Consider the following 26777-nt stretch of genomic DNA (forward strand, 5'->3'; position numbering starts at 1 on the left):
GTTTTAGTTCTAACAAAAAAGCTGCCGGTAAATATCGGCAGCTTTTTTGTTATTTGGAATAAATCTAATTAAAATTTATAAGTAACTACACCAGACACGTTTCTTGGTTGAATTCTGTCGATGAAGCTGGTGCGGTAGGCGTCGTATCCTACTTCGTCAAACACGTTGTTAAACAATGCTCTTACACCCCAATGCTTCTTGAAGTCGTAGCCAACCTGCGCGTTTACGATCGTGTATGCCTTGTTGAACCAAGGAGCGGTGTTTGGGTCGATGTTGTGGTACTGCACGCCATCCTGCGTCCAGTCGTTGTAAGGGCGTTCGCCAAGATAATAAGCGCCCGCACCAAAGTTAAGCCCATGCAGCAAGCCGCTTTTTAACGTGTAGTTGGCGTAAACGTTAATGGTATGCTTTGGCGTGTTGTTTGGCGCAGAGCCCTGTACAAAAGTAGTGTGGTCTTTATACTGTGCGTCTATGTAAGAGTAGCCGGTTACGATCTCCAGGTTTTCCAGTACACGGCCAGTTAATTCTACCTCTATACCTTTCCGCTCATCGTTGCCGCCTTTAATGTAGTAGCCTGTCTCCAGTACAACACCGTTCTCATCAACGGTAAAGGCTCTCAGGTTCATGTCTTTGTTGTTGATCTTGAAGAACGTCAGGTTAAAGCGCAGGCGGTCGTTAAACCACTCTGACTTGATACCTGCCTCAAGCTGGTCGATGCGCTCTGCGCCTAGCGGCTCACCGTTTGCATCAACTACAGCAGCCGAGCGTGGGTTGGTGCTGTTGGTGTAAGAACCAAAGATGTTTATACCGTCCTTGATAGTAAACATCACACCAGCCAGCGGGTTCCAGAACTCTGTTGTAGCGCTTTCTTCGCCGTCGTCTTTCGTTTTGTTCGTGCTGTAGCGCACGCCACCGTATACTCTTGCCCAATTAGTCAGCTGAATCACATCCTGAAACGTAGCCCCGAAGCGGTAATCGTAAGATTGGGTGCCTCCTGTACGCTCAAATGCTGGCACGTTCTCTGGTAATGTATGGCTTACAGTTGCCGGGTCAAACACATTGATCTCGTCGATGGCAAGAGAATTGTAAGTAGGCTGGAACAGGTCGATGTAGCGATAGTCGGTGCCTACCTGGAAAGTATGGTTGATCTTACCTGTTTGTATTTTGCGGCCTACCAGGTCCAGCTGTAATACGGTGCTGTTATCTTCGCGGGTTGAGTTGTGCGCGATAGAACGTCTGTACCAGTTTACCTCATTCACGTTTACACCTGTTTTAGCATTGGGCTTCAGCGCTGCCAGGTTTGACTTAACGGCATCGTAGTTATAGTTAGAGTTAAATACAGCGGCCCTTACGTATAAGTTGTTGGTGATGTTGTAGTTGTAACGCGCTGTGTAGCTTGAGTGCTTCAGGTCCGTTTTATCAGACTCAAAACCAAGGAAACGCTCCGACGGCAGGTCGTAGATCTTGTTTTCTTTGTTGCCTACTGATAGGTTTACAGTACCTACGTCAATGCCCTGCTCTTCTTTAAAGTAATCCATCTCCAGGGTTAAGGTACTGCGGTTGTTTGGCCGCCACTCCAGGGATGGGTTAATGTAAAACGACTCGTTGTCCATGTGGTCGCGGAACTTGCCGCCGTTCTCGTAAGCACCGTTTAAGCGAATGGCCACTTTGTTGCCCTTGTCCAGTACACGCTGCACATCAAAAGTAGGCCTGATCAATCCCCAGCTGCCGGCACGAAGCGAAACAGCGCCTGTGTTTTCAAATTTTGGTGTTTTTGTAACAATATTCACGATACCGCCCGGGCCACCTAAATCAGTAGCGGCACCCATCGTAATAGAGCTTGCTCCCTTTAATACCTGCACGCTTTCTACACCTTGCATGTCCGTAGAAAAGCCCTGGCCACGGAAGTCGGTCATTACGCGCACGCCGTTTTTAAGGGTAGGGATGCCTCGGAAACCGCGCGAAGAAATACTTTCTCTTACGCCACCGTAGGTTGCATAGGTATAAACGCCCGGCACATTGCGCACACCCTCAGTAACGGTAAGTGCACCTTGCTGCTCAATTAGCTTTTCTGATATAACCGAAATGCTCTGGATCTGCTCGCTTGGTTTAAGCGGTAGGCGGGTAATGGCGTCTAATTTCTCTGGCTGCTTGTCCCTGATTCCAAAAACCTCAACCTCCGCCATCTGGTTTGCCTTAACTTTAAGGTTAAAGTTGATCTCTTCTGATTTGCCTTGATTGATACGCACTTCTGTCGTGATGCTGTTAAAACCGATCATCATGGCCCTTACCTGGTAGTTGCCTTCAGGCAGGTGTTTTATCTCAAAATATCCGTTTTCGTCGGTAACTGCACCAAGCTGCGTGTTCTCAACCACAACGCTGGCACCAGCTAAAGGCTGGCCTTCTGCCTGCATTACCTGGCCCCTGATAGCAGCACCACGTTGGAGAGCAGAGTTTTGTGCCCAGGCCAGTTGGCAAAGCATGAGCAGCAACGCAAGTAGTGTAAATCTTTTATTCATTTTAGTATATGGTAGGAGAGTTATCAGTTATGCAGCTAAGCTGCGTTCTGTTTATTTAGACTAATTATAAATAATGATGCAAACTTAAGTTCTTAAATGCATAACATCAAAACAAATCCGGAAAAATTTTTGGCTGAGCGAATGGTGTAACCTTAGGGTGTGGTTAACAAAAATGGGAAGGGTGCCGTTAGTTAGTTTAAAACATGTATAACCCACAAACAAACTTAAAAATGGCTAATAAACTAGAAGGAAAGAAGATAGCTATACTTGTAGAGGAAGGATTTGAGCAGGTGGAACTGACAAAGCCCCTGCAGGCCCTGAAAGATGAAGGTGCCGAAGCACACATTATATCGCCAAATAAAAACAACGAGATAAAAGCCTGGAACCACACCGAATGGGGCGATAAGTTTAAGGTTGATAAGAAGCTAAGCGAAGTAAATGCAGACGACTATAATGGTTTGCTGCTGCCCGGCGGCGTGATGAACCCGGATAACCTGCGCACGAATAAAGAAGCTGTAAGCTTTGTAAATAAATTTATGGAAAGTGGCAAGCCAGTAGCCGCTATCTGCCATGCCCCCTGGACGCTGATTGAAACAGGCAAAGTAAAAGGCCGCAAAATGACAAGCTACCATACCCTGCAAACCGACCTGAAAAACGCCGGCGCCGACTGGGTGGACCAGGAAGTTGTAGTAGACCAGGGACTGGTAACCAGCCGTAACCCCGACGATATACCTGCCTTTAATAAAAAGATGATTGAAGAGTTTGCAGAAGGCAAGCATGACCGTTAGCAGGCACAGTTTAAGCTACAAAACCAAAGCGCCGCTCTTTTATTAAGGAGCGGCGCTTTGGTTTTAATTTCCGGGTATTAGCTCAAACAACTTCTCGGTGTTACCCTCCAGTACTACTACCAGCACCACATCCAGCACCAGCAAAAAAAGCCCCTGAAGTATAACTGACCTGCCCCAGCCCAAGAACTGCTCTCCTTTAAACAAAGCTGTTTTAGAGCGCTGCTTTAAATAAGCGCCAAGCATGATGTAACCAGCATCAAGCCCGATGTTTAAGTAGAGTACTTTTTTGTACCACACGTGCTGCTGCACACTTTCTGCCAGGGCCATTGTGCCCTCTGCAGACGATACAATATAATGCAGGGCAACCCCGGCGATAATAAGGTTAACGATATTCCAGTACAGGTTCATCTGGTAAAAGTAGCGCCTGGCCCTTGTTGTATTGGTTAGCTTAAAACTTGCCAGCATAATGTTAGCTATTGCCCAGCCCCCCAATACCAGCATGCCCGCTCTGAGTATACTTTCCTGCTCCAGATTAAACGCAGATACGGCCTCGCTCTGTGCCTGCGCAGCAAGTGTAAACAGCAACAAGGGTAGCAGGCAAAGGTGTTTTCTCATACTTTATACTTTTTGGCTTTTGCCTAGAAACGCATTAACTACTTATTTAGCATGCAAAGGTTTAAAAAGGTAAGCTTAGTACAGGGGTGAGCAGCCTTAGTTATGCTGTGCTGTGGCTACAATGTCGAATCCGATATTTACTTTGGGGCGTATAGTCTGGTCGCCAAGGGATTTGTCGGAGCGGTATATAAGGCCCCACTTTGTGCGGTCTATGTTAAAGTTTGCTTTAGCTTTTAGCTGGTTATCCTCTAACGTGATCCTGGCCGGAAATGTAACGCTTTTGGTTATATCTTTGATAGTTAGGTTGCCCGTAACAAAATGAGTAGGATTTTTTACGCGAAGCGCATCATCGGGGGTAGTACGGGGTTGGGTAGGCTTAACCTGTGAGCTGTCGTAGGGGGCAAGCGCTGTTAGTTCAAAAGCAGCAGTCTTATACTTTTCACAGTCAAAGAAGTCTTCGGATTTAAGGTGCTTCGTTAGTTTTAAATTACTGGCCTTGTCAATCGTTTTATCATCAGCCTGCATGGTGGTCATGTCAATCAGGATATTGCCGCTGGCCTGCTGGCTTTCATTCAGGTGCAGTTCCCCCTCTTTTATTTTAAAATAACCGTTGTGCCGGCCAGTCATTTTGGCGCCAATCCAGGTAAGCTGGCTTTTAGCGGTATCAATCAAAAAAACAGTAGGGGCTTTGATTTTGGTTTTTGTGGTTATGGCTTCTCCTACCAGGGCATTATCTGTTTTAACGGAAGTGTCGCAGGCCGTGAATCCTGCCAGGCAAAATAACAAGGCAAGGGTGTTATACTTTAGGATGTGCAGGTATCGTTTAGTCATATATTAAATCTTAAGGCAGAGCCAGGCTACACCATTAGCACTATTATAATTACGTTTCCAGTATCCGAAACGATTTGTATCCTGCGCACTTTAGCTGTTACAAACCAGGTGCATCAAAAGCCGACGCCAAGGTATACCTGCAATACGCCTTGCTTTATATCAGAGGTTACGTTTTGCCCTGCTGCATTGGTTTTTATAACATCTGCAAAACCAAGGTTATAGCGTCCGCCCAACCTGAAACGACTGATGCGGGCTTCTAGTCCGGCTGCCACGCCGTAGTCAAAAGTGTTAAAGCGATCCAGGTTTACTTCCTTGCCTTCTTGTTTGGCCGATACCATGGTGCCTATTTGCGGGCCCAGGTGTATGCTGATGTTGTCAGTAAGGTTAAAGACAGCTAGCACGGGCAGCTCGAGGTAATCGAACCTGAAGGTGGAGTCGGTGCGTTCGTAACCTTTTCTGGAGTATAACAACTCAGATTGGATAGAGAAAAAGTTGCTTAAGGCAAGCTGTGCAAAAATGCCTGCATGAAAGCTGGTATACCCATCTATATCTCCAAGCATTGCTTTGTCGCTGCCATTTATTTCTGCAAAATTAACGCCTCCCTTTAAACCGAAGCCGGCATTGGGGCCACTAAAGCCACCATACAGGTTATGGTCTTGCTGTTGAGCGGTAGGTCCTAGCTGCGCATCTGCGGTTAAAGTATAAAGTGTGAGCAATAGTATAGTAAAGCATTTTTTCATAGCCTTTGGGGTTATTAAATGTACATAAGCTTATAAGTTTATACTTAAGTAGTTACTTATAATGTTGCGTGTGCATGCAGGTTAGGCCTGCAGCGATGGCCGGTTAACGGAGGCGAGGCAGCTACTTGAAAAGGTGAGGCATTAATTTGCTAACGCAGGATAAAATTTTTAGCAAACAAAGGGGGCTAAACTATACTTTTTAGCTCAGAAATATAAAATTGTAAAGATTGCAGGGTGGTAGCTATTAAAAACTAACAAGGGTTAGTGGATAACTATAGGTAATTAACATAGTTATCCACAATTGTGCACAGGTAAAATATAGAGCAGCTATCTAAAAGTTGAAAGTGTAACAGGTTATCCACTTTGCACATTTCTGTTGCTAAAAAAGTTAGTTTTTGCACAGTTTTGTGTAAGGCAGGTAGTTTGTTACAAACCTCAGTAGCCGAATAGTTGTTACCTTTGTGATATGCTGAAAATTGCCTGGTCTGATATATTTGCCCACAGCTTGCCAGAAGGCCACCGTTTCCCGATGGCTAAGTATGACCTGTTGCCTGAGCAACTGCTTTATGAAGGTACCATCACTACAGAAAACTTATTTGAGCCGCAACCGCTGCCCGAGCAGTTTATACTTGATACCCATGATGCCGAGTACTGGCGCCGCCTGAAGCACCTGGAGCTAACGCCCTCGGAAATTCGAAAGACAGGCTTTCCGTTGTCGGAGGAGCTGGTAAGCCGGGAAGTCGTAATTATGAACGGCACCTGGCAGGCTGCTTTGTTTGCGCTGCAGTATGGTGTGGGTATGAACATTGCCGGTGGCACCCATCATGCTTTTACAGACAGGGGAGAGGGCTTTTGCCTGCTAAACGACATTGCCATTGCCGCGAACTGCCTTTTAAAGTATAAAAGCATCAACAGAATACTGGTTGTAGACCTGGATGTGCACCAGGGCAATGGTACAGCACAAATTTTCGCGAACGAGCCACGCGTGTTTACTTTTAGCATGCATGGCGGCCACAATTACCCGTTTCACAAAGAGAAATCGGATCTGGATATACCCCTGGCCGAGGGTACCGACGATAAAACGTACTTAAACCTGCTAAAGCACCACCTGCCACGCCTGCTAGACCAGCACGAGCCGGAGTTCGTGTTTTTCCAGTCGGGGGTGGATGTGCTGGCAACGGATAAATTGGGCAAATTAGGTATGAGTATAGCCGGCTGCAAAGAGCGCGACCGCACAGTATTGGAGCTATGCCGCCGCCACAACCTGCCTGTAACTATAAGTATGGGAGGAGGCTACTCTAAACAGATTGCCCATATTGTAGAGGCGCATGCCAACACCTTCAGGCTGGCGCAGCAAGTATACTTTTAAGCAATTTTAAATAACAGGTTGGCTTGATGACTGCTGAAGTATAAAACCTGTTGGTTTTCTTACGATCCTGAGAATCCTGGCCCTGCCAAGCAACAAGTATCGTTCAGCAATAGGCTAGTCTCTTGTTTTTAGCTTGTCGTCGGGGCGCTTGCGGCCGGGTATGATGCTGCGCAGCGCAATGTAGATGATAGGCGCGAGCGCAAGTACAAGTATAATGTAGAGTATCAGCTTCAGCGCTTTAAAGAACAGCGAAATAGCTATCGCCGAAAGTATAATAGAAACGATAAACAGGAGCCAGAACCTGATGTTGTCTTTTGTTATCATACTTTAACTATACCTTTAAAACGGCTTCAGGGTTAAGAACAAGAAGGTAGTATTGCTTCAAAATGAGATTGCCCTAGTTGCCGGCCCGCTCTCCGGTAGCTATCCTCACGAAGTACATAAAGATCGGAAAAAAGAACAGCAGCAGCTGTGGCAAAGTAGACATCTCATTATTAGCAACCAGCAGTATGCTAACTACAGCTGTGGCAATGGCCAGGATAAGGTGCAGGCGGAGGGGCAGGAATCGGTTCATGCGTTTTTATTTTTAAGATACTTCTTTTGAGTTAATTAGTCAACCAGGTTTTGCTATTTATACAGCACCAGCTGCCACCTGAAGGCCCACATCCACTTTAAAGTATAATTCTGGATACCTGCCTGCTGTACCAGCTCCTCCAGTTCTTCGCGCTTAAAAGCCCGCCATACTGAAAGCGGAGCATCGTTCTTTACCAGCCTTGATCCTGAGAAAGCAGCTGTAATATACTTAATAGAGTAATAGGCAAGCCAATGGCGGTGCAGGTCGTTGATGATAACTTTATACTTTGCCTGCTTGTAAAGCTGTCGGAACATTTGCACCAACTGCTTATCCGTAAAGTGATGGCAGAACAGGCTGCACACCACCACATCATACTTTTGTAAAGCAAAAGCCCCCGAGAAAACATCGTATTGGTTTATACTTATCTCAGGGAATTCAGCGCAGCGGTTGCGGGCATACTGCACCATAAAATCGTTGGCATCTATCCCTTCCAGCTCTACTTTTATACTTTTGCGCCTTGTCCATTTGGCTATACTTTTAAGTGTGTCGCCGCCGCCGCAGCCTATATCTGCAATGCGCAAAGTATGATTTCCGTTTTTGGTGATTTGCTCCAGCGCATCCAGCACCACTTTGTGGCCGCCCAGCCAGTTGTTTATCACTTCGAGCTCAGCCAGGTTGCGGCGCAGTTCCTCACCCGATAAGGTAAGGTCGTCCATCAGTTCCGGCTCGTTAGACCTGTACTTCAGCATAGTGTACCTTTAGTAGCATCGACTCCAGGGTAAGGCCGGGGCCGAAAGCAAAGCTGAGGATAGGTTCGTTTTGCTCGTCTGGCGTCAATGTATCCATCAGCGCTTTCAGCACAAACAGTACTGTGGCTGATGACATGTTGCCAAAGTCGCGCAGCACCTGGTAGGCAAAGCGGTTGTCGTTGCGCGTCATGCCTAATTCCTGCTCTATCACTTCTAATATGCGCCTGCCGCCGGGGTGTATGGCAAACAGCTTTATTTCCTCGGTAGTGGTTTTCAGGCCCTGCAGCAGCCGTTCGGTTAGTTCTTTTATACCTTTCTTGATAAGGTCGGGCACATAGGAAGAGAGCGTCATCTCGAAGCCGGTATCGCCTATATGCCAGGTCATGTCGCGCTTGCCTGCTGGTGCCAGGTCGCAATGGAAGGACTGCAACTCCAGGCATACTTCCTGGCAGGGTAAGCCCTGCATAAGTACGGCAGCGGCGCCATCGCCAAACAAGGCATTCGAAACCAGGTGGTCCTGCTCAGCGTGCTTCTGAAAATGAATCGTACATATCTCAGTACAGATCAGCATTACTTTGGCCTCCGGGTTAGCTCTGCAAATAGAATCGGCGAGTTTGATGGCATTGAAAGCAGCGTAGCATCCCATAAAATTAACTGCGGTGCGCTGCACACAAGGCGATAGCTGCAGCCGTTCCACCAGTTCAATATCCAGGCCGGGGGCGTACATGCCGGTGCAGCTAACAGTTATCAGGTGGGTAAGCTCCTGCAAGGTTACAGCAGAGTTAGCCAGGCATTGGCGCACCGCATCTTCCGACAAATCAACCGCATGTTTGCGGTATAGCTCCATACGCTTTTGCACCGTCGGGAAAGGCTCTAGTGTTGGAGTGTTGGGGTAAAAAGTATACTCGCCGTTGCTGCGGGTATAATCCTGCAAAACACTATAGCGTTGGGTAATGCCAGAAACTCTGTATAGCGCTTTCAGCTTACGGGTCTGCTGCGCATCAAACTGCAGCGCTTCAGCCATAAAGTCGGCTACCTGCATTTGAGGTATTTTGTGGGGTGGGTTGGCAGTACCTATAGCGCAAATGTAGCTCTTCATGTTTCGGGTAGTGTTAGTTGTTACGCATTGCACTTGTAGGGTTGTTTTTGCAAGATGGGGACTAAAAGTGTAGCAACAGGTAACGCATCTAAGTACGCAAGCAGTACTATAATAGATATACTCCTTTAAAATGGCTGCCCATGAGTTTGGCGCATAATGTAGTTTACGGCGGCAGGCATGTATTTTAATACACCTACTGCTGCCTCAGATAATACAGGGCTCCCGAACAAGTGCTGCACGGTGCGCCCCAACCTCAGCCGGTTCTCAAACTGGTTTTTCCAGGCAAGGGTATAGCGTTGCTCAAGTTGTTGCCGGTTATGCCCGTTCTTAAAGTAATGTACAACTTCTTCTGCGGCTATTTTCCCTGCATGTATGGCCATAGCCATGCCGTTGCCGCACAAAGGGGTAATCATGCCGGCAGCGTCGCCACACATCAGCATGTGCTCTTCTACACAGGTTTTGGTGGCAAAAGAAATCTCGTTTATGACTTCTGGTTTAGTGTACAGAAACTCAGCCTCTGAGAATATGTGCCGCAGGTGGGGGTTTTGGTGCAGTATTGCTTTCTCCAGGGCAGGTATGGTGCCGTACTGCTGCAGATTTTTACGGGTGGTGAGGTAACAGAAGCAGTAGCGGTTTTGCTCTATGGCAGAGATGCCGGCATAGCCATCCTTAAAGTTGTGCAGCGCTATCTGGTGTTTTGGCTGGGTGTAGTGCAGGTGGTACTTTACACCAATATACGGCGACCGCGACAAGAAAAACCTGCGCGATAGCTGCCGGTCAAGGTTGGTGCGTTTGCCATAAGCGCCAATCACAATTTCGGAGGTTATTTTTTCGCCGTTTGCCAGCGCCAGGGTAAAGCAGTTATCTGCAAAAGAAACACTTTGCACAGTAGTGTTAAGCTTAAATTTTACACCCTGTTGCTGTGCCAGCTGGTACAGGTAGTTGTCCAGGGTGTAGCGGCTTACCCCAAAGCCCCCCAAATCCAGGGCCGCCTCCAGCTTGTTGCCGTTGGGAGAGGTAAGTATAAAGGCAGAGATGCGAGCAGGAGCAAGTTGCTCGATGGCGACGCCGAGACTGTGCAGGTAAGGCAGTACCTCATTAGAAACATATTCGCCACAAACCCGATGGAATGGATAAGATTTTTTCTCGATAACTGTTACGGAGACCCCCTGGCGAACGAGCTTTAGTGCACAAGTTAAACCTGCCAAGCCACCTCCTATGATTACTGCCTGCTCCAATGGTTTTTAAAACTTTTTGATATACGTAAAATGCAATTGTAAATGCTGTTTTTTAGTGAACGCACCTTTTTAGGGGTGTATAATACAAGAACAAATTATTTGTGTAGACGTTTTAATAAAGTGGAACGACTTTTGTAACTTTGAAGAAGGATTTTACTTACATACATGAAAAAATTTATACTTACGCTCTTTACCATTTCAACGGTGCTTTTAGCGCAGGCACAGGCCAGGACATCTGTCGTGGGGCCGGTGCAGCCAGCCGAAAAAGCCGTTGGGGTAATTCAGGATGAGGAAGAACTTGCGATTTACCCGAACCCGAGTAATGGCGTTTTTACTATATCGGTGTCTAACTTGCCTGCTAAAAAGGCAGAGTTACGCATCATAAACGTTATCGGTAACGAGATTTACCACGAAACGTTGACACGCGGCGAAGGGGTGTTTACAAAAACAATAGACCTTTCTGGAAAAGCAAAAGGACTTTATTACGTGAAGTTAGAAACAGATACCTATAGTTCTGTTAGACGAGTAGTTATAAAGTAACTATAAATAGCTATGCAGCAAAGGCGGCAGTTCCTGAAAAGGAGCTGCCGCCTTTTTTATTTAACAAAAACCTTACAATTGTGCCTGCGCGCAAGCAACTTGATTTTCTTATATTTGCCTGCTACTAAAATATTTTACACAAACCAATGCGTACCAACTACACCCCTTTGCAGCTGCTGGCTTTCTTGCTGCTTATACTTGGCGGCTGCCAGAAGCCGGCCGCAACTCAAACTCAAACCCCTATCACCACACTTGCATTCGGCTCTTGTAACCGCGAAGATCTGCCGCAACCCCTGTGGGAGCCTATCAACCAAAATAAGCCGCAAGTATGGGTATGGTTAGGCGATAACATTTACGGCGACTCTTACGACATGAATGTGCTGCGCCAAAAGTATGACAAGGTAAAAGCAGAGCCGGGTTATCAGCAGTTAATGGCAACCTCAGATATAATAGGCGTGTGGGATGACCATGACTATGGTTTGAATGACGGTGGCAAGGAATTTACGATGCGCAAGGAAAGTGCTCAGGTTTTCTGGGACTTTATAGGTGAGCCTGCCCAAAGCCCACGCCGTACCCAGGAAGGTGTTTACAGTTCGCATACCTATGGGCCTAAAGGCAAACAAGTAAAGGTTATTTTACTGGATAGCCGCTACCACCGCGACTCACTAGCCCGCATAAACAGAGAATACCAGATAAACCGCACCGGCGATATATTAGGAGAGGAGCAATGGCGCTGGCTGGAGCAGGAACTAAAGCACAGCAAAGCTGCCATAAACATTATCGGCAATGGCATACAAGTGCTGCCCGAGGAGCAGGTGTTTGAAAAGTGGGCAAATTTTCCGGCGGCACGCAAGCGCCTCCTGGATATGGTTGCTGCCTCTAATGCGAAAGGGGTTATACTATTAAGCGGCGACCGCCACATTGCAGAGATATCCAAAACAGACCTGCCAGGCATGAGCTACCCCCTTTACGAAATTACCAGCAGCGGGCTTACCCATGTATACAGCGGCGCAGCCAAGGAGCCCAACCAGTACAGAGTAGGCGAGCTAATAAAGAAGCTGAACTTTGGTGTGCTTAATTTTAACTGGAACAAAGAGCAAGTAGCAGTAGAAATGCTGATAAAAGGCGAGAACGATACAATACTGCTTAAAGAAACCGTAGTATATTAAACATACACCAGACTATACTTTACAAAAGCGGCCTTACATGTAAGGTTGCTTTTGTATACCCGTAATTTTAGAGATCCTGCTTTGGGTGCAGCAGGCTGCATAAAGTATAAGTCCAGTTCAAAACGCCTGATTTTCTGAGATATATTTTTTCCTGGATTAAACCTTTGAGCGTTCTTACAGTCAAAAACATGCTAACAGCAAAATTGACTCTCTGTATGGTACAGGAGGCAATACCAAATCTCAGGCTAAAGTTGATCTCATAAGTGTTTGTTGATCTAGGAACCCTGCCAGACGTAACGTTTGGTAGGGTTTCGCTTTTTATGGCGCTCTATACTGTTGGGTAAGTATGGATGTGCCTATTTATTTTTTTTCAGGCAGGATGGTTTTCGGAATATACCCGGTTAAAACCGAAGAGTCTTTTCTAATGCGGGCCTGCACAAAAATGGCGTCTGAAGTATCTAACACATGAATACTCTGAGAGGTATCGAAAGAAGCAAGCGATGCGCTTTGGAAATCCGGTTTGGCGTACAGTTGGCCAGCAATAAGAGGTTTGGTCGCTAAAAGTACTTCAGCAGGGAGAGGAGCTTCTGTGCCTGTTTCACTGGCTACAGTAGCCTCTGACGTATCATGTTCTATCGTGCCACGGCTGTTTTCGCGGCATGAAGAGTTAAGTACAAGGGCTATAATACCAGTAAGTATAAGTTTCCTCATGTTCAGGTATGTATACCAGGGTGTATACAGTTAGGTTTTGTGATTTACGCTATTTTAGATCTTCTTTTGGTAAACGACTTTAAGGGTTATACTTATAACCATGGGACTCTTGTAAGTTGTGGCCCTGCCAGGAATCGAACCTGGATCTAAAGTTTAGGAAACTTCTATTCTATCCATTGAACTACAGGGCCAATCGAAACTGGATTACGAAAGCAAATTTAAGCCAATTAAACTATTGTGCAAAGTATTGTGTGTTATTGCGCTGCACCGTTTGTAGGTACTGGCAAGTCGCTTGGCCCATAGTATAATACCGCAATAGAAAACGCTATAACTGTAAGCACCAACCCCACCATAAAAATAGTATAGGATATGCGCAGTATTTTATACTTTCTGTTTAGTACATCTCCTAAATAGTAGATGTCGGTTATCATGTTGTTGTACAGCGACTTCTTATCACGCATAATCTCATGCATCCCACTCTGGAAATCCTCTAAGGCCAGGTTTGTAAAGTTACCGAAGAAAAGCAGGTTGATGTTCCTGTTGTTCATTTTCTCCTTTTTAAAGGAGAAGCTGGTAATCTCTGGCTGTGCCGATATGATGGCAAAAATTACGGAGCCAAGGGTAGTTAGCACCAGCGTGCCGACAGGTATGAGCAGGGTGCGGTGCTGAGCAAATTCGCTTCCGGTTGCAGATGTTTTGGCACTAAGGTAAGTGATGATAACCGACAGGATGATGGCGTTCAGGCTTATCATCATGTTGGCTTTATTGTCTGCTATGGCACTAAGGTTAAGGTGCGTGCGGTAAGTATTGCGAAACATCGTTTCAATGCCTCGCTTGGGTTGGGCTAGTGTTTCGCGGTGCTTCTTTTCCTGCTTCTTCTTTTTCTTTACTTCTTTGCTAAGCCGGTTGCGCTGTTCTTGTATGTTTATACCCAGTTGGCCTGCAAACTTGCGTTGCGCCTGGTTTGTATGAAAAGTAGTAGACAGCAGGAAATCAATCTGAAACTGAGCCCACTCCCGGTCAGAGAAAAACTTGTCGGTAAATATTTCCCATTCCACGCGCAGCAGTTCAGCGGTGGCAAAAAAAGTCTCCTTACCGATGTTAGACATATCGGCATCCACCATCAGCTCTTCCAACAGCCCTTCGGGCTCCTGGTTATGCTTAGTGGCCATAATCATGCGGTTTATACGCTCGATGCGCTCTTCAGGGTAGCCTTTTTCCTGCAGCCAGGCTGTTGCTATTTTAACGCTCTCCAGCTCGTGGTCGGCATACGTGTCAATGTAGCCGGTATCATGAAACCAGGCAGCCAGTACCAGGTCCTGCAACTCATCGTCTTGTAAATTGCTTCGCCTGCCCAGATCCTCTGCCTCTGCTACCGTCTCGAATGTATGTTTGTAGTTATGGTAAACAAGCTTTCTGGAAAGTCGTTCTTTAAATAACTTAAAGATAAACTCACTTGCTTGCTTAACAATGTCTTGGTCTCTCATAGTTGGGTGCTGCCTTGCAAGGTGCAAGCAGTAATATAAAGTAAAGTGCGCTGATGGTGCACGGTAATTTGCGGTTACGTTGAAAACGGCTTTTTGTTAGTAAAACCCTCGTTTTAAAGAGTGGCTGCTGTAGTTTTTGGGGCCAACAACTAAAATTTATTCCTTCTCGTTTATCAAATCCAGCCCCGCCAGCACAGTAGCGTACAGGTGGCCAACCAAAGGTAAGTTTGGATATAACTGGCTGCACAAAACACAAGGCCGTATTTTAGGGTAAGTATGGATAACGTTGTGGTGCACCAGGATTCTGGCCTGAGAAGCGCACCCGATACATAACCATGGCAGGGCGTGCTACAGTACTATAAAACCTATGATCAAAAAACTACTCATCAAGCAGCGGCTATACTTCAAGTATGTATGGCAACTGCTGCTCATGTTTGCCCTTACTGCCTGCGTATCTACAGAGCCATACTATAGCCGGGGCGCACTTGATTGGGAGCAAAATGGCCCGGATCCTCAAAACAAGCTTCTCTATACTGTTTTTCTGATTGGTGACGTAGGTGCCCCAGACCCTGAAGGCGAGCCAAGCATGATTTTGATGCGCAAGCAGATGGAAGAAGCAGGCCAACAAAGTGCCACCATCTTCCTGGGAGACAACGTGTACCATAATGGCCTGCCGCCGGTTGGCAGCTACGACAGAAAAGTATCGGAAGAACGCCTGAACGCGCAGCTGGATATACTTAAGGGCTATGAAGGCGAAAAGTACATGATACCCGGAAACCACGACTGGAACCACAGCGGCCGCGGCGGCCTGGAGTATGTTGTACGCGAACAAAACTACGTGAACCAGTATCTTACTGAAGAAAACATTGTAGTTGGCGGAGACTTTTATGTGCCTGGCAATGGTTGCCCCGGACCGTATGAGGTAAAGATAAGCGACGACCTGGTGCTGATAGCAATTGACTCGGAGTGGTGGCTGCACCCCTTCGACAGGCCTTATGGCGACAACAGCAATTGCGGCGCAGCAACAGAGCTTGATTTCCTGGTGCAGTTAGAGGATATCATCGAGAAGAACAGCGGCAGCGATATAATGGTGGTGGCTCATCACCCTTTATTTACAAGAGGTAACCACGGTGGTTTTTACACGCTCCGCGATCATCTTTTCCCGCTAACCATGCTCCGCGACTGGATGTACCTGCCGTTGCCGGTTATCGGCTCTATTTACCCTTTTGCCCGCAAGTATGGCGGCATTCTGCAAGACATTCCGCACCCGCGCTACCAGGCTTACATCCAGGGCTTACTCAATATCTTTGATAAGTATGATAACATTGTTTACGCTGCCGGCCACGAGCACTCTTTGCAGTATTTTAAGCATAACAACCTGGCGCATATCGTAAGTGGTTCGGGCTGTAAGATACAGCACGTAAAGGGCGGCGGAAACGCTACCTACACGCAAGCCGCTAAGGGCTTTTCAAAAGTGCTGTACTACGAAAACGGGGAAGTATGGACGGAGTTCTGGGTGCCGGAAGGCAAAGGCGAAACAGGCAAGATCAGTTTTAGAACAGCCCTGTATGCCAAGCAGCCACGCAAAAACGTGCCGTTGGTGCAAGATAAAACAAACTACGCGGATAGTACGATCGTAACTTCGGCCAACACCGATTATAAAGCCTCGGCCTTACGAAAGAAATTGCTGGGAGAACACTACCGCGAAGAATGGATTACACCCGTGGAGATACCTCTGCTGGATATGAAAAATGAGTTTAACGGCCTTACACCGTATCAGAAAGGAGGAGGTAAACAAACTGCATCGCTTAAAGTGCGTAACCCTGATGCAAAAGAGTATACTTTACGCACAGTAGACAAAGACCCGACATTGGCCTTGCCGGAGTACCTGCAGGAGACAGCCGCCAAAGCCCTGCTGCAAGACCAGATATCGGCGCAGCACCCATACGGTGCCTTAATTGTGCCTAAACTGGCAGATGCAGCCAGCGTTTATCACACCAACCCAAAACTGGTGTACATACCCAACACACCCTACCTGCGGCAGTACATTGATGAGTTTGGCAACACAGTAGCTTTTCTGGAGGAGGACGCAGACGAAAACCACGAAGAAACGGCAAGTCTTGGATATGCCAAAAACCTGGTTGGTACCGAGAAAATGCTGGAAGAGCTACGGCAGGATAACGATAATGAAGTAGACCAGCCTGAGTTTGTGAGAGCACGCTTATTGGATATGCTTATCGGCGACTGGGACCGGCACGAGGGGCAATGGCGCTGGGTAGAGCGCGAAAAGCAAAACGACAAAGGCAAACTGTACATACCTGTGCCCGAAGACCGCGATCAGGCTTTTTTTAAGATAGATGGTATACTGCCGTGGCTGGCTACACGCAAATGGGGCGTAAGAAATGTGCAGAACTTTGGCTACGACTTTGAAGACGTGATTGGCTTAAACCTAAGCGGGTTACAGGCTGACCGTGCATTTACCTCCCGGATAACCCGCGAACAATGGCAGGCAATAGCAAAGGATATACAAGCCAGTATAACAGATAAAGTAATCGAGTCGGCTATAGCAGAACTTCCAAAAGAGGTAAGAGAGATATCTGGTGCAGAGCTGGCAGCCAAATTAAAATCACGCAGAGATAAGTTGCCTGCCGCAGCCAACGAGTATTACACTTTCATAAGCAAGTATGTAGATATAGCCGGAAGCGATAAGCACGAACGTTTCGAGATACAGCGCCTGAACGACGAGCAAGTGCAGGTAACAGGTTACAAAACAAGCAAGGAGGGCGTAATTCTGGAGAACCTCTACAACCGCACGTTCCTTACCTCCGAAACAAAGGAAATACGCATTTACGGCATGGGTGGCCTTGACCAGTTTATACTTACCGGCAACGTGAACTCAAGTATAGTGGTGCGTGTCATAGGTGGTGCCGACGAGGATATCATCACAGACTCATCGCATGTAAGCGGCTTAAAGAAGCACACAATTGTGTACGACACCAAAAACGAGAATAAGTTTACATTTGGGCCAGAGACAAAAGACAAAACGGAGGAGTTTCCGGAGGTTAACTTTTACGACCGCGATAACTACAGCATGCCATACGTTGGGCCGCGCCTTTCCACAGAGTATAACGTAGACGATGGCTTATTTTTAGGAGCAGGCATACTGCTGCGTACCCACAAGTTCAGGAAAGTGCCTTATGCGGCAGAGCACCTGCTGGAGGCGAACTATGCTTTCTTATCCAACTCTTTTAATGTAAAGTATACCGGCGATTTAAAGCAAGTGCTGGGTAACTGGAACATAGCCATGGGAGGGCTGCTGCAAGGGCCAAAGTATCAGCGCAACTTCTATGGCTTAGGCAATAACACCGACCAAAACTCCGAGCTGGAAGACAGTTACTATAGGGTAAGGTTTGAGCGCCTTTCTGCTAACGCCTCTATGTACCGCGATTTTACATCGTTCTTTAAAATAGGCATTGGGCCTACTTATGACCGCTTCAGGGTGGTATACCCAACCCGTGAAAGCTTTTTGCTGGAGGAGGCACGAAGCGGTAACCTGTTGCCGGGCACTTACAACATTTTAACAGATGATTTTGAGGTGCAGCATTATGCAGGACTGGCAGCCTACGCCAACATGGAGGTTCTGGGAGGTGGCACATCATCTAACAACCCGTATATCGGTATGCGGTGGTACAACAAGCTTAGCTTTAACCAGGAAATAGGCGGCGAAAAGCTGAGTTTCACAAATATTAGCTCAGAGTTCAGATTCTACATCAGCCCTAACTTCCCGTTCCAGCTAACCTGGGCAGGGCGTTTGGGAGCAGCGCACAATTGGGGCGACTTCCGGTTTTTCCAGGCCAACACGCTGGGTGGCACAGATAACCTGCGCGGTTACCGCCGCACCCGTTTTGCCGGGCGCAGCAGCGTGTACGCCAATGGTGAGGCGCGCTTAGAGTTATTTAAGTATAATTTATACTTGGCGCCAGGTAAGTTTGGAGTGCTGGGCCACCTGGATGCGGGGCGCGTGTATTACGGCGATGACCCTAAAGAAGCTTTTTTCCGTAGTCTGCATACAGGATATGGCGGTGGTATTTGGGTAGATGCACTTAACCGGACTGCATTCTCGCTTACTTATTCGGTGGGTGAGGTAGACAAACTCTGGATGCTGAACTTTGGCTTCTTCTTTTAAAAGGTGGCACTACACCAAACAATTATACTTAGTGCAATTTGCTACAACAGCACCAACTAAAACTATGAAAGAATTAAAAAGAATACTATTAACGATACTTTGCTTTTGCGCCGTGCAGCAGGCACAGGCGCAGCAACCAGAACCAGAGCCAGAAGTTGAAGAATATGCCTCACCGGGTGTGCGTGGTATGGGCAGGGGCAGGGGAGTAGTAATAGGGTATGAACGCCTACCCGGCTTTGATATAGACTCTGAGTCAGATGACCCCCGAATTGGAGGTGGCAATGGAAAGGTGCGCCGCCACAATAAGTTTAGCACCAGGGTAGTTGCACCAGTCGTAAACAAGCCGCAAACAAAGGTAATAGTAGGCGTGGATTACCAACTGGAGGAGTTTAACTTTGAAGGCCTTACACCAACTTCTTACCCGCTGTACCGCTACCTGGAAGATAAAAACCTGAAAAGCCTGGGCCTGCAGGTGGCTTATCTGCACTCTCTTGATGCGCGCAGGTTTTACCTGGTGCGGCTAAAAGGCGAACTAAACGGCGACTATAACCGAGACGATATAAATGTTTCGGATTACCTCAAGGTAAATGTAGAGGCGGCTTATGGCTGGAAGAAAAGCCCTGATTTTGCGATAGGCGTTGGCCTGCAGTTGGGCTATACTTTTGGCAGGCAAAGCGTGTACCCCGGTATACTTTACAACCGTACCTTTAACGACAAATGGGGCGTAGAATCGATTTTTCCGGCAAATGCCCGGCTGCGCTACAACCTGAACGAGAAAACCTTGCTGTATGGCGGCTACCGCCTTGAAGGCTCAAGCTATAACATGTACATCGACGAAACACCCCTATCATCGTTTGGAGAGCTTGAATTGAGACGTACTGATATTAAGGCCCTGCTGCGGCTGGAGCGTGAGATTTACGACTTTATATGGTTTAGCGTGGAAGGTGGCTTCAGGCAGTATTACCGTCACAGAGTTTTCGACGAAATCGGATCAAGGGATCCCTTAATTACGAACGATCTTGCAGGTGCAGGTTATGTGGGTGTAGAGCTGTTTTTGGTAGCCCCGCGTAAGTGGATAGGAAGAAATGCTGGCAAATAGATGCCCACGGCAATACTGGCTAACTACTTTGCGAGATGGCATTTGTTTAAGTATAGCCAACTACGTGGATACCGGAAAGTATAAAAGCAGAAGAGGCAGCTAACATATAGCTGCCTCTTCTGCTTTTATACTTTCCGGTTAATGTTTACATGCTGCTTCTGTGCCTTCAGGCACCAGGTTGCGCAGGTACTCATAAGAAGCATATTGCGAGCGGATAGTTGCGCTGGCTGGTGTAGCCGCATACGAGTTATCTACGTTACGGGCTTTGGTATCGTCGTTTAACTGAAAGTCTATCAAAGCTCTTACTTCTTTTACCAGTTCCTGGTCGTAAAGCGGGAAAGCTACCTCTACTCTGCGGTTCAGGTTGCGGGTCATCCAGTCGGCAGATGCCACATAGTATTTTTCGTCGCCGTTGTTATGGAAGATGTACACACGTGCATGCTCCAGGTAACGGTCCACGATGCTGCGCACTTCGATGTTCTCGCTGATGCCCTTAACGGCCGGAACCAGGCAGCAGATGCCGCGCACCAGTAGCTTTATCTTTACACCGGCCTGGCTTGCGGCATACAGCTTCTTTATCATGCGTTCGTCCTGCAGGGCATTCATCTTTAAGATCATACTTGCCGGCAAGCCTTTTTGGGCATTCTTTATTTCACGGTCTATCAGCTTAACAAAACTTTGCCTCATGTTAAGCGGTGCCACCAGCAGGTGCTCAAATTTTTTGTTTGGCTGGCGATCTATGAAAAATTCAAACACTTGCTCCATGTCTTTTGTAAGGCGAGCGTCCGAAGTGAAAAGGGCATGGTCGGCGTAAATCTTAGAGGTGTCCTCGTTGTAGTTGCCTGTGCTCAGATAGGCATAGTTAACCAGTTTCCCGTTTTCGTTGCGCGTAATCAGGCCTAGTTTAGAGTGTACTTTCAGGTCCTGGATTCCGAAAATAACATTGGCGCCTGCTTTCTGCAGCTTTCCTGCCCAGTAAATGTTAGACTCCTCATCGAAGCGTGCCTTAAGCTCTACCACCACCGTTACCAGCTTACCGTTTTTAGCAGCCTTAACCAATGCCTTCGCAATCGCAGACTTATCGGCAACACGATACAGGGTTGCACTCATGGCAGTTACTTTAGGATCATTGGCGGCCTCATTAAACAGGCGCAGCACGTACTCAAAAGACTGGTAAGGGTAGTGCACCATGTAATCTTTTTTCTGCATGGCTGCAAGTATACTTGGCTCCTTTTCCAGTTCGTGGTGTATCAGGGTAGGCTGCGGCTGATACTTGAGGTTAGGCAGGTTAAAATCCGGAAACTGAAAAAAGTCGCGGAAATTATGGTATTTGCTGCCTTCCACCAACTCATCTTCCGTCATGTTGGTGTGTACCATCATGCGCTCCAGGAGCACCTGTGGCGTTTCAGGGTCATAAAGCAGTCGTGCAGGATATCCGGTTTCGCGCTTTTTCAGGCTCTTCCTGATCTTGGCCATCAGGTTACCCGATACCTCTTCCTCAATGTCCAGTTCGGCATCGCGGGATACTTTTACGGCATGGGCATAAAACTTAGTATACTGCGGGAACAGCAGGGGTTGGCAAAAGCGAATAACGTCATCAATAAACATGACATAGCGCTTGCCATCTACTGTTGGCAACTTAACAAAACGGCTGCCCAGTTTTTTAGTGGGTATCTCCAGCATGGCAAAGCGCTCCGGCTTCAGGTCCTTCTCTGCTGGCTCCAACATGTGTATGCCTAAGTATACGGTTTGGTCCTTCAGGAAAAGGTGCGTATCGGTGGCATCAAGTATGATGGGCAGCAGTATGTCTTTCAGGTTATCCTCAAAGTATGCTTTTATCCATTGCTGCTGATCCGGGTTCAATTCGGTTTCGGTAAGCAGGTGGATGTCTTGCTCGCGTAAATCGGCAAGTATACTTTCTCTGAATACCTCACCAAACTCTTCTTGTTGGCGGCGCACTTCCTGTATTACCTGGTCAAAAGTCTCAGAGGGTTCTTCTTCGAGTTTCTGCCGTGTTTTCTTCTTCAGCTTGATCAGGCGTTTCAGGGTGGCTACCCTTACCTTAAAGTACTCATCTAGGTTAGACGAGAAGATGGCCATGAATTTAATGCGTTCCAGCAGGGGCACAGACTTGTCTTTTGCCTCCTGCAGTACTCTATAGTTAAAGGCCAGCCAGCTCAGTTCCCTGTTAGTTAAAGGGTATTCTGGAGCAGTTACGGGCTCTTTCTTTATTTCTTTTTCCATTATTTTAGGGTGCCTGCCTTTTTTGCAGGATATACGTTGGTTTGTGCCGGATCAGGCATTTTGCAGCCCTCCGTCTTATTTGTAATTCTTTGGGAAGTCGTAGAAAAGAAGCGAGGCGTTTTCTTTGCTGATGTCGTACCAGCTATCGCAGTTAAACTCCAGCGCCACCACGCCTGTAGTAGGCAAGCTGGCAATATGCTCGGGGCTAAGCATGTTGGCAAACTCTGATATAGCCTCGTTATGGCCTACCAGCATCATCTTGTCTACTTCGGTGGGGGTGTTATGCACTACCTCCAGTAGTTCTTTCCGATCGGCGCCATAAATTTTATCGTTCACTAAAATGCTTTCGGCATCGTAGTTCAGCTCACGGCTTACCAGGGTAGCTGTTGTAATTGCTCTTACAGCAGAGCTTGATACGATAAGCTCCGGTGTTATACCCCGGTTAGAAAGTTCTTCGCCCATAAGTTGGGCATCGCTACGGCCACGGTTATTTAAAGGGCGGTCGTGATCGCTAAGTTCTTCAAAGTCCCAGCTCGATTTAGCGTGCCTCAGGATGTATAGCGTTTTCATATAGTTCTCAATAATTCAGAAAGCCAATGCCGCTACCAAACTGGTAGCAATAGTGGCTTTGCTACTTACTGAAACTATAGGTAATTTGTTTTATGGACTGCGGGTTTCTCAATCTTGCCAGGTATAAGTAAAGGGACTTTATACTTTCTTTGCTTTTACCCAGGTCTCGTTACTGAAACTGCAACGTTTATGCATAAAGGAATCCTAGGCAGTTTTAGGAAAAGAGGCTTAAAACAACATAACCTGCAAAGTATAAAGCAAAAGAGGAAGCCACACGATAGCTTCCTCTTTGCCAAAAGTATAAACTCATCCTTTAAACGTTGTTAGGATAACGTTCAAAGTGTATTTCTGCCACACGCCGCTGCAGCTCTTCGCGTAGATCTTCGATGTTTAACTTGTTAGTAGCTGAAATAAACAGGGCAGGTGCATGTTCCTTAGCCATGTAGGTAGCCTTCAGGTCATCTATAGAAGGGCGAACGTCTGCTTCCTCTTCCTGTAATTCTTGCTCGCGCTGCTCCAGGTACTGGTCTATTTTGTTAAACACCAGTAGTACTGGTTTGTCAGCAGAATTTATATCTTTCAACGTCTCGTTCACCACAGCAATATGGTCTTCGAAAGATGGATGCGAAATATCCACAACATGCACCAGCAGGTCGGCCTCGCGTATTTCATCCAGAGTAGACTTGAAAGATTCGATTAGCTTAGTAGGCAATTTGCGGATAAACCCTACAGTATCGGAGAGCAGGAACGGTATGTTTTCAAGCACTACTTTGCGTACGGTAGCATCTACGGTTGCAAACAACTTGTTCTCTGCAAACACATCTGATTTGGAGAGCAGGTTCATGATCGTGGATTTACCCACGTTGGTATATCCCACTAAGGCTACACGAACCATACCTGCGCGCGCTTTGCGTTGCTCAAAATTCTGCTTCTCAAACTTCTTGAGGCGCTCTTTCAGCAAGGTTATTTTTTCGCGCACTATACGGCGGTCAGTTTCAATTTCTGTTTCACCGGGGCCTTTCATGCCTATACCACCTTTTTGTTTCGATAAGTGGGTCCAGAGATTGGTCAGGCGCGGGAGCAGGTACTGGTATTGAGCCATCTCTACCTGGGCGTGTGCCTGGGCGGTTTTGGCGCGTAAAGCAAAAATATCAAGTATAAGTAAGCTTCGGTCTACAATTTTCACTTGCAGTTCGCGCTCAATGTTACGCACCTGCGACGGAGTAAGGTCATCGTCAAAGATCACCATGTCAATGCCATGCTCCTTTACAAAAGCGTTTATCTCGTCTAGTTTACCGCTACCAACAAAGGTGGCGCGGTCTGGTTTGTCTAGTTTCTGAACAAATCGCTTTACAGTCTGGGCACCGGCAGTTTCAGTTAAAAATGCAAGCTCATCGAGGTATTCCTTCGTTTGCTCGTCGGTTTGGCGGTAGCTTGGTACGGCTACCAGCACCGCAGACTCCTGCGGTTTGGCGGTATCATAAAATTGTTTTTTACCCATTAATCATTTCTTAAAGTCATGGTATACGCAGCAAGGGCTTCTGCTTCCTGTTCTGTTAGCTGCCCGCCAAAGCCAGGCATCAGGCCGCGCCCATTTTCGACTACGTTAATACGGTCCTGAAGGCTTAAATTACTTTCTTTTAAATTAGCGGCACCACCTAAACCTTTTGTGCCGTCGGGGCCATGGCAGGTTTCGCAAACCTGTGTGTAAATGGCTTTTGCGTTGGCCAGTTGTGTGTCTTCCAGGGCAGCCACCATTTCTGCTGGTTTTGCTTCTTCTGTTGCTTCAGCGTTATACTTAGTGGCCGTGCTTTCCATTTCCGTGGTGGCATTCTCGATAGGGCCAGGGTTTAGCATGAGCAGGCTTTTAGTTTCGGCTATGCCATATACATACATGAAAAGCAGCAGCGATGCACCTGCAAGTTTTTTGTTGTGCCGCTTAATGCCCACGATACCCAAAGGTATAGCCGCCAAAACCAAGACCATTTTAACGATTAGCCAGGCCGGCATGCCCTGGTACAAGTATAGCAGGTAGCCGCCAGTTACAAGTATGAGCGTACCAAAAACAATATCCAGAGCCTTAGTATAACGCTTCGCCTTTTCCAGTTGCTTGTGCTCGTTCAGGAAAAGCAGCAGGGCTTTGTACGTGAAAAGAATCAGGAAAAGTATAACTACCAATACGTGCGTGTGCAGCACCGTTACGGCCTCTTGCATGGGTTAGATATGTGCGGTTTATGATAAAGAACGCAATTTAATTTAAAATTTCAGATGCTACAGCTAAAATGGCTAACTTAGAACTTTTGACCTAAAGAACCTTATCTTTGCGAGCCTAGAGAGCACGTATGCGGATTGCCATTGTAATAAATACTTCCTGGAACATCTATAACTTCCGGCTAGGCCTGATAAAGGCGTTGCTGACGGAGGGGCACGAGGTAGTGGCAATAGCGCCTGAAGATGCTTACTCGGAGCGTTTAGTGGCGGCGGGTTGCCAGTTCCTGCCTGTGGCAATGGAGCAAGGCACCAACCCGTTTACTGATATGCAGCTGATCTGGCGCCTGTACCGCGCTTATAAAAAAACAAAGCCGGATGTAGTGCTGCACTATACTATAAAGCCCAATATCTATGGCGCCATAGCCGCGCATTGGGCAGGCATACCTGCTATAAACAATGTGTCAGGGTTAGGTACTGTATTCATTACTAAAGACTATATCTCCAGCATAGCGCTTAAGCTTTACAAATTTTCTTTTAAATACCCGGCCTGGGTTTTCTTTCAGAACCACGACGACCGCCGCCTTTTTATGCGAAATAAACTGGTGCGCGCGGGCATAACCGAAGTGTTGCCGGGCTCTGGTATAAACCTAAAAGCATTTGTGCCTGCCCCTGGCTATAAGCGCAACAGCCCATTTGTTTTTCTGATGGTGGCGCGTGTGCTCTATGACAAAGGTGTGGTGGAGTTTGTAGAGGCGAGCAAGCTGGTACAGGAGAAGTATCCGAATGTGAAATGCCAGCTGCTGGGCCAGGTAGATGAGAAAAGCCGTTCAGGCATCAAAAACGAGAAGCTGCAGGAGTGGTTGGCAACCGGCGTTATAGAATATTTAGGCGCAACTGACAATGTAGCTGGCGTAATTGCTAAAGCCGATTGTGTGGTGCTGCCCTCGTACCGCGAAGGTACCCCAAGAACCTTGCTGGAAGCTGCCGCCATGGCGAAACCGTTGATAGCCACCAATGTGCCAGGTTGCCGCGAAGTAGTGCAGCAGGGCGTAAATGGTTATTTGTGTAAACTGCGTAGCGCCCCCGATTTAGCTGATAAAATGCAGCAGATGCTGGATTTGAGCGATAAGGAGCTGGAGCAGATGGGAAGCGCCAGCCGGCAGCTTGCCGTTACCCGCTTCGACGAACGTATTGTAATAGAGAAGTACCTGCATGCTATAAAAGAGGTAACTGCTTAGTGTTTAGCATCATAATATGATGCTGAGAGCTATTGACCTTAGAGTAATTAGCTTGCCATTTTATTAGAACAAAGACATTTTAAGCTATCAGCAAATAAATTATACATGGATCATACAATTTTTCACATAGAAGGATTAGTGGAGTTTACACCGCGCATTTTTAAAGATGACCGTGGCTATTTTCTGGAGACATATAGTGACAAATGGTTTGAGCCACTAGGCATAAAGCCCGTGTTTGTGCAGGATAACCAGTCAGTTTCTAAAAAAGGTGTGTTAAGAGGACTGCACTTTCAGAAGCCACCACATGCGCAGGGTAAATTAGTGAGGGTGTCGTCAGGCAAAGCGCTGGATGTGGCGGTGGACCTGCGTAAAGATTCTCCTACTTACGGGCAGCATGTAACTTGTTTGCTCGATGCAGAAAAGCACAACCAATTCTGGATTCCGGCGGGCTTTGCACATGGCTTTGTGGCCTTGGAAGATAACACCACTTTCCTGTACAAGTGCACCGAATTTTATAACCAGTCCTCAGAAGGGGGCTTGTTGTGGAACGACCCGGCTCTAGGTATTGAGTGGGGAGTGGAGCAACCGCTGGTTTCGCCTAAAGATGAGATACTGCCAACACTAACGGAGCTTGATTCCCCGTTTTAGCATGCTTTATTAGCAAAGTTAGTTTTAAGCACATAAAAAAGCCAGCACATATAGTTGCTGGCTTTTTTATGTGCTTTGTCCTGTCCTGAAATAGGTTGACACCAACATCAACCTTATATGGAAAAACTGACAGCGAAAAAAGGCAAGCGTAC

Annotated in this window: 23 protein-coding genes and 1 tRNA gene; 8 read left to right on the forward strand and 16 right to left on the reverse strand. The window is 47.0% G+C overall.

What is annotated here, in order from left to right; translation table 11 throughout:
* Positions 1-68: 68 nt before the first annotated feature.
* Positions 69-2519: a TonB-dependent receptor gene (locus Q1A23_RS19055; RefSeq protein ID WP_299826402.1), complete on the reverse strand. Its 2451-nt coding sequence runs from the start codon at positions 2517-2519 to the stop codon at positions 69-71.
* A gap of 230 nt (positions 2520-2749) precedes the next feature.
* On the opposite strand from Q1A23_RS19055, the gene Q1A23_RS19060 reads away from it, so the two are divergent.
* A complete protein-coding gene (locus tag Q1A23_RS19060) occupies positions 2750-3307 on the forward strand; it encodes a type 1 glutamine amidotransferase domain-containing protein (protein ID WP_299826404.1) in 558 nt (185 codons plus the stop codon).
* A 63-nt stretch (positions 3308-3370) separates the two neighbouring features.
* On the opposite strand, the gene Q1A23_RS19065 is transcribed toward Q1A23_RS19060, so the two are convergent.
* From Q1A23_RS19065 to Q1A23_RS19075, 3 genes are all read right to left on the reverse strand, one after another.
* Positions 3371-3922: a hypothetical protein gene (locus Q1A23_RS19065; RefSeq protein WP_299826406.1), complete on the reverse strand. Its 552-nt coding sequence runs from the start codon at positions 3920-3922 to the stop codon at positions 3371-3373.
* A gap of 96 nt (positions 3923-4018) precedes the next feature.
* Positions 4019-4753 (reverse strand): YceI family protein, encoded by a 735-nt coding sequence (locus Q1A23_RS19070; RefSeq protein WP_299826408.1) that lies wholly within the window; start codon positions 4751-4753, stop codon positions 4019-4021.
* Positions 4754-4866: 113 nt separating this feature from the next.
* Entirely contained in the window at positions 4867-5493 is a 627-nt protein-coding gene (locus Q1A23_RS19075) for a porin family protein (protein WP_299826410.1), read from the reverse strand.
* A 466-nt stretch (positions 5494-5959) separates the two neighbouring features.
* Between Q1A23_RS19075 and Q1A23_RS19080 the strand changes: the two genes are divergently transcribed.
* Positions 5960-6862, forward strand: coding sequence for a histone deacetylase (locus tag Q1A23_RS19080; RefSeq protein ID WP_299826411.1), 903 nt, complete (start codon positions 5960-5962; stop codon positions 6860-6862).
* Between the two features lie 114 nt (positions 6863-6976).
* Here Q1A23_RS19080 and Q1A23_RS19085 read toward each other — a convergent pair whose 3' ends face one another.
* The 5 genes from Q1A23_RS19085 to Q1A23_RS19105 form a co-directional block, all read right to left on the reverse strand.
* Complete coding sequence (locus tag Q1A23_RS19085) at positions 6977-7186, reverse strand: hypothetical protein (protein ID WP_299826412.1); 210 nt, start codon at positions 7184-7186, stop codon at positions 6977-6979.
* A gap of 73 nt (positions 7187-7259) precedes the next feature.
* Positions 7260-7436, reverse strand: coding sequence for a hypothetical protein (locus Q1A23_RS19090; protein ID WP_299826414.1), 177 nt, complete (start codon positions 7434-7436; stop codon positions 7260-7262).
* Between the two features lie 53 nt (positions 7437-7489).
* Positions 7490-8185 (reverse strand): methyltransferase domain-containing protein, encoded by a 696-nt coding sequence (locus Q1A23_RS19095; RefSeq protein ID WP_299826416.1) that lies wholly within the window; start codon positions 8183-8185, stop codon positions 7490-7492.
* Positions 8166-9284 carry a type III polyketide synthase gene (locus Q1A23_RS19100; protein ID WP_299826417.1) on the reverse strand — a complete coding sequence of 373 codons (1119 nt, stop codon included), beginning with the start codon at positions 9282-9284 and terminating at the stop codon, positions 8166-8168. Before Q1A23_RS19100 ends, Q1A23_RS19095 begins: the two co-directional genes overlap by 20 nt.
* A gap of 125 nt (positions 9285-9409) precedes the next feature.
* Positions 9410-10522 (reverse strand): NAD(P)/FAD-dependent oxidoreductase, encoded by a 1113-nt coding sequence (locus tag Q1A23_RS19105; RefSeq protein WP_299826418.1) that lies wholly within the window; start codon positions 10520-10522, stop codon positions 9410-9412.
* A gap of 165 nt (positions 10523-10687) precedes the next feature.
* Here Q1A23_RS19105 and Q1A23_RS19110 point away from each other — a divergent pair, with 165 nt between their 5' ends.
* Both Q1A23_RS19110 and Q1A23_RS19115 read left to right on the forward strand, forming a co-directional pair.
* A complete protein-coding gene (locus Q1A23_RS19110; RefSeq protein WP_299826420.1) occupies positions 10688-11062 on the forward strand; it encodes a T9SS type A sorting domain-containing protein in 375 nt (124 codons plus the stop codon).
* A 146-nt stretch (positions 11063-11208) separates the two neighbouring features.
* The gene (locus Q1A23_RS19115) at positions 11209-12231 is read left to right on the forward strand and encodes an alkaline phosphatase D family protein (protein ID WP_299826422.1); all 1023 of its coding nucleotides are present in this window, start codon (positions 11209-11211) and stop codon (positions 12229-12231) included.
* A 360-nt stretch (positions 12232-12591) separates the two neighbouring features.
* Here the strand turns inward: Q1A23_RS19115 and Q1A23_RS19120 are convergent, their stop codons facing one another.
* From Q1A23_RS19120 to Q1A23_RS19130, 3 genes are all read right to left on the reverse strand, one after another.
* The gene (locus Q1A23_RS19120) at positions 12592-12942 is read right to left on the reverse strand and encodes a hypothetical protein (protein WP_299826424.1); all 351 of its coding nucleotides are present in this window, start codon (positions 12940-12942) and stop codon (positions 12592-12594) included.
* Between the two features lie 119 nt (positions 12943-13061).
* Positions 13062-13133 (reverse strand) — tRNA-Arg (locus Q1A23_RS19125).
* A gap of 63 nt (positions 13134-13196) precedes the next feature.
* Positions 13197-14429, reverse strand: a complete 1233-nt coding sequence (locus tag Q1A23_RS19130; RefSeq protein ID WP_299826426.1) for a Pycsar system effector family protein — start codon at positions 14427-14429, stop codon at positions 13197-13199.
* Between the two features lie 367 nt (positions 14430-14796).
* Between Q1A23_RS19130 and Q1A23_RS19135 the strand changes: the two genes are divergently transcribed.
* Complete coding sequence (locus Q1A23_RS19135) at positions 14797-18615, forward strand: metallophosphoesterase (RefSeq protein ID WP_299826428.1); 3819 nt, start codon at positions 14797-14799, stop codon at positions 18613-18615.
* Positions 18616-18679: 64 nt separating this feature from the next.
* On the forward strand, positions 18680-19714 hold the full coding sequence (locus Q1A23_RS19140; protein ID WP_299826430.1) for a DUF6268 family outer membrane beta-barrel protein: 1035 nt from the start codon (positions 18680-18682) through the stop codon (positions 19712-19714).
* A gap of 138 nt (positions 19715-19852) precedes the next feature.
* Here the strand turns inward: Q1A23_RS19140 and ppk1 are convergent, their stop codons facing one another.
* The 4 genes from ppk1 to Q1A23_RS19160 all read right to left on the reverse strand — a co-directional run bounded on the left by ppk1 (position 19853) and on the right by Q1A23_RS19160 (position 24742).
* Positions 19853-21958: a polyphosphate kinase 1 gene (gene ppk1, locus Q1A23_RS19145; RefSeq protein ID WP_299826432.1), complete on the reverse strand. Its 2106-nt coding sequence runs from the start codon at positions 21956-21958 to the stop codon at positions 19853-19855.
* 75 nt (positions 21959-22033) lie between these two features.
* Positions 22034-22528: a histidine phosphatase family protein gene (locus Q1A23_RS19150; protein ID WP_299826434.1), complete on the reverse strand. Its 495-nt coding sequence runs from the start codon at positions 22526-22528 to the stop codon at positions 22034-22036.
* 313 nt (positions 22529-22841) lie between these two features.
* On the reverse strand, positions 22842-24029 hold the full coding sequence (gene hflX / locus Q1A23_RS19155) for a GTPase HflX (protein ID WP_299826436.1): 1188 nt from the start codon (positions 24027-24029) through the stop codon (positions 22842-22844).
* Positions 24029-24742, reverse strand: coding sequence for a SirB2 family protein (locus Q1A23_RS19160; protein ID WP_299826438.1), 714 nt, complete (start codon positions 24740-24742; stop codon positions 24029-24031). The genes hflX and Q1A23_RS19160 overlap by 1 nt, the downstream gene beginning before the upstream one ends.
* Positions 24743-24870: 128 nt before the next feature.
* On the opposite strand from Q1A23_RS19160, the gene Q1A23_RS19165 reads away from it, so the two are divergent.
* Both Q1A23_RS19165 and rfbC read left to right on the forward strand, forming a co-directional pair.
* A complete protein-coding gene (locus Q1A23_RS19165) occupies positions 24871-25977 on the forward strand; it encodes a glycosyltransferase family 4 protein (RefSeq protein WP_299826440.1) in 1107 nt (368 codons plus the stop codon).
* A gap of 105 nt (positions 25978-26082) precedes the next feature.
* Complete coding sequence (gene rfbC, locus Q1A23_RS19170; RefSeq protein ID WP_299826442.1) at positions 26083-26625, forward strand: dTDP-4-dehydrorhamnose 3,5-epimerase; 543 nt, start codon at positions 26083-26085, stop codon at positions 26623-26625.
* The last annotated feature ends 152 nt before the right edge of the window (positions 26626-26777 follow it).

The organism is uncultured Pontibacter sp., assembly GCF_947492645.1.
In the GTDB taxonomy this organism is placed as follows: domain Bacteria; phylum Bacteroidota; class Bacteroidia; order Cytophagales; family Hymenobacteraceae; genus Pontibacter.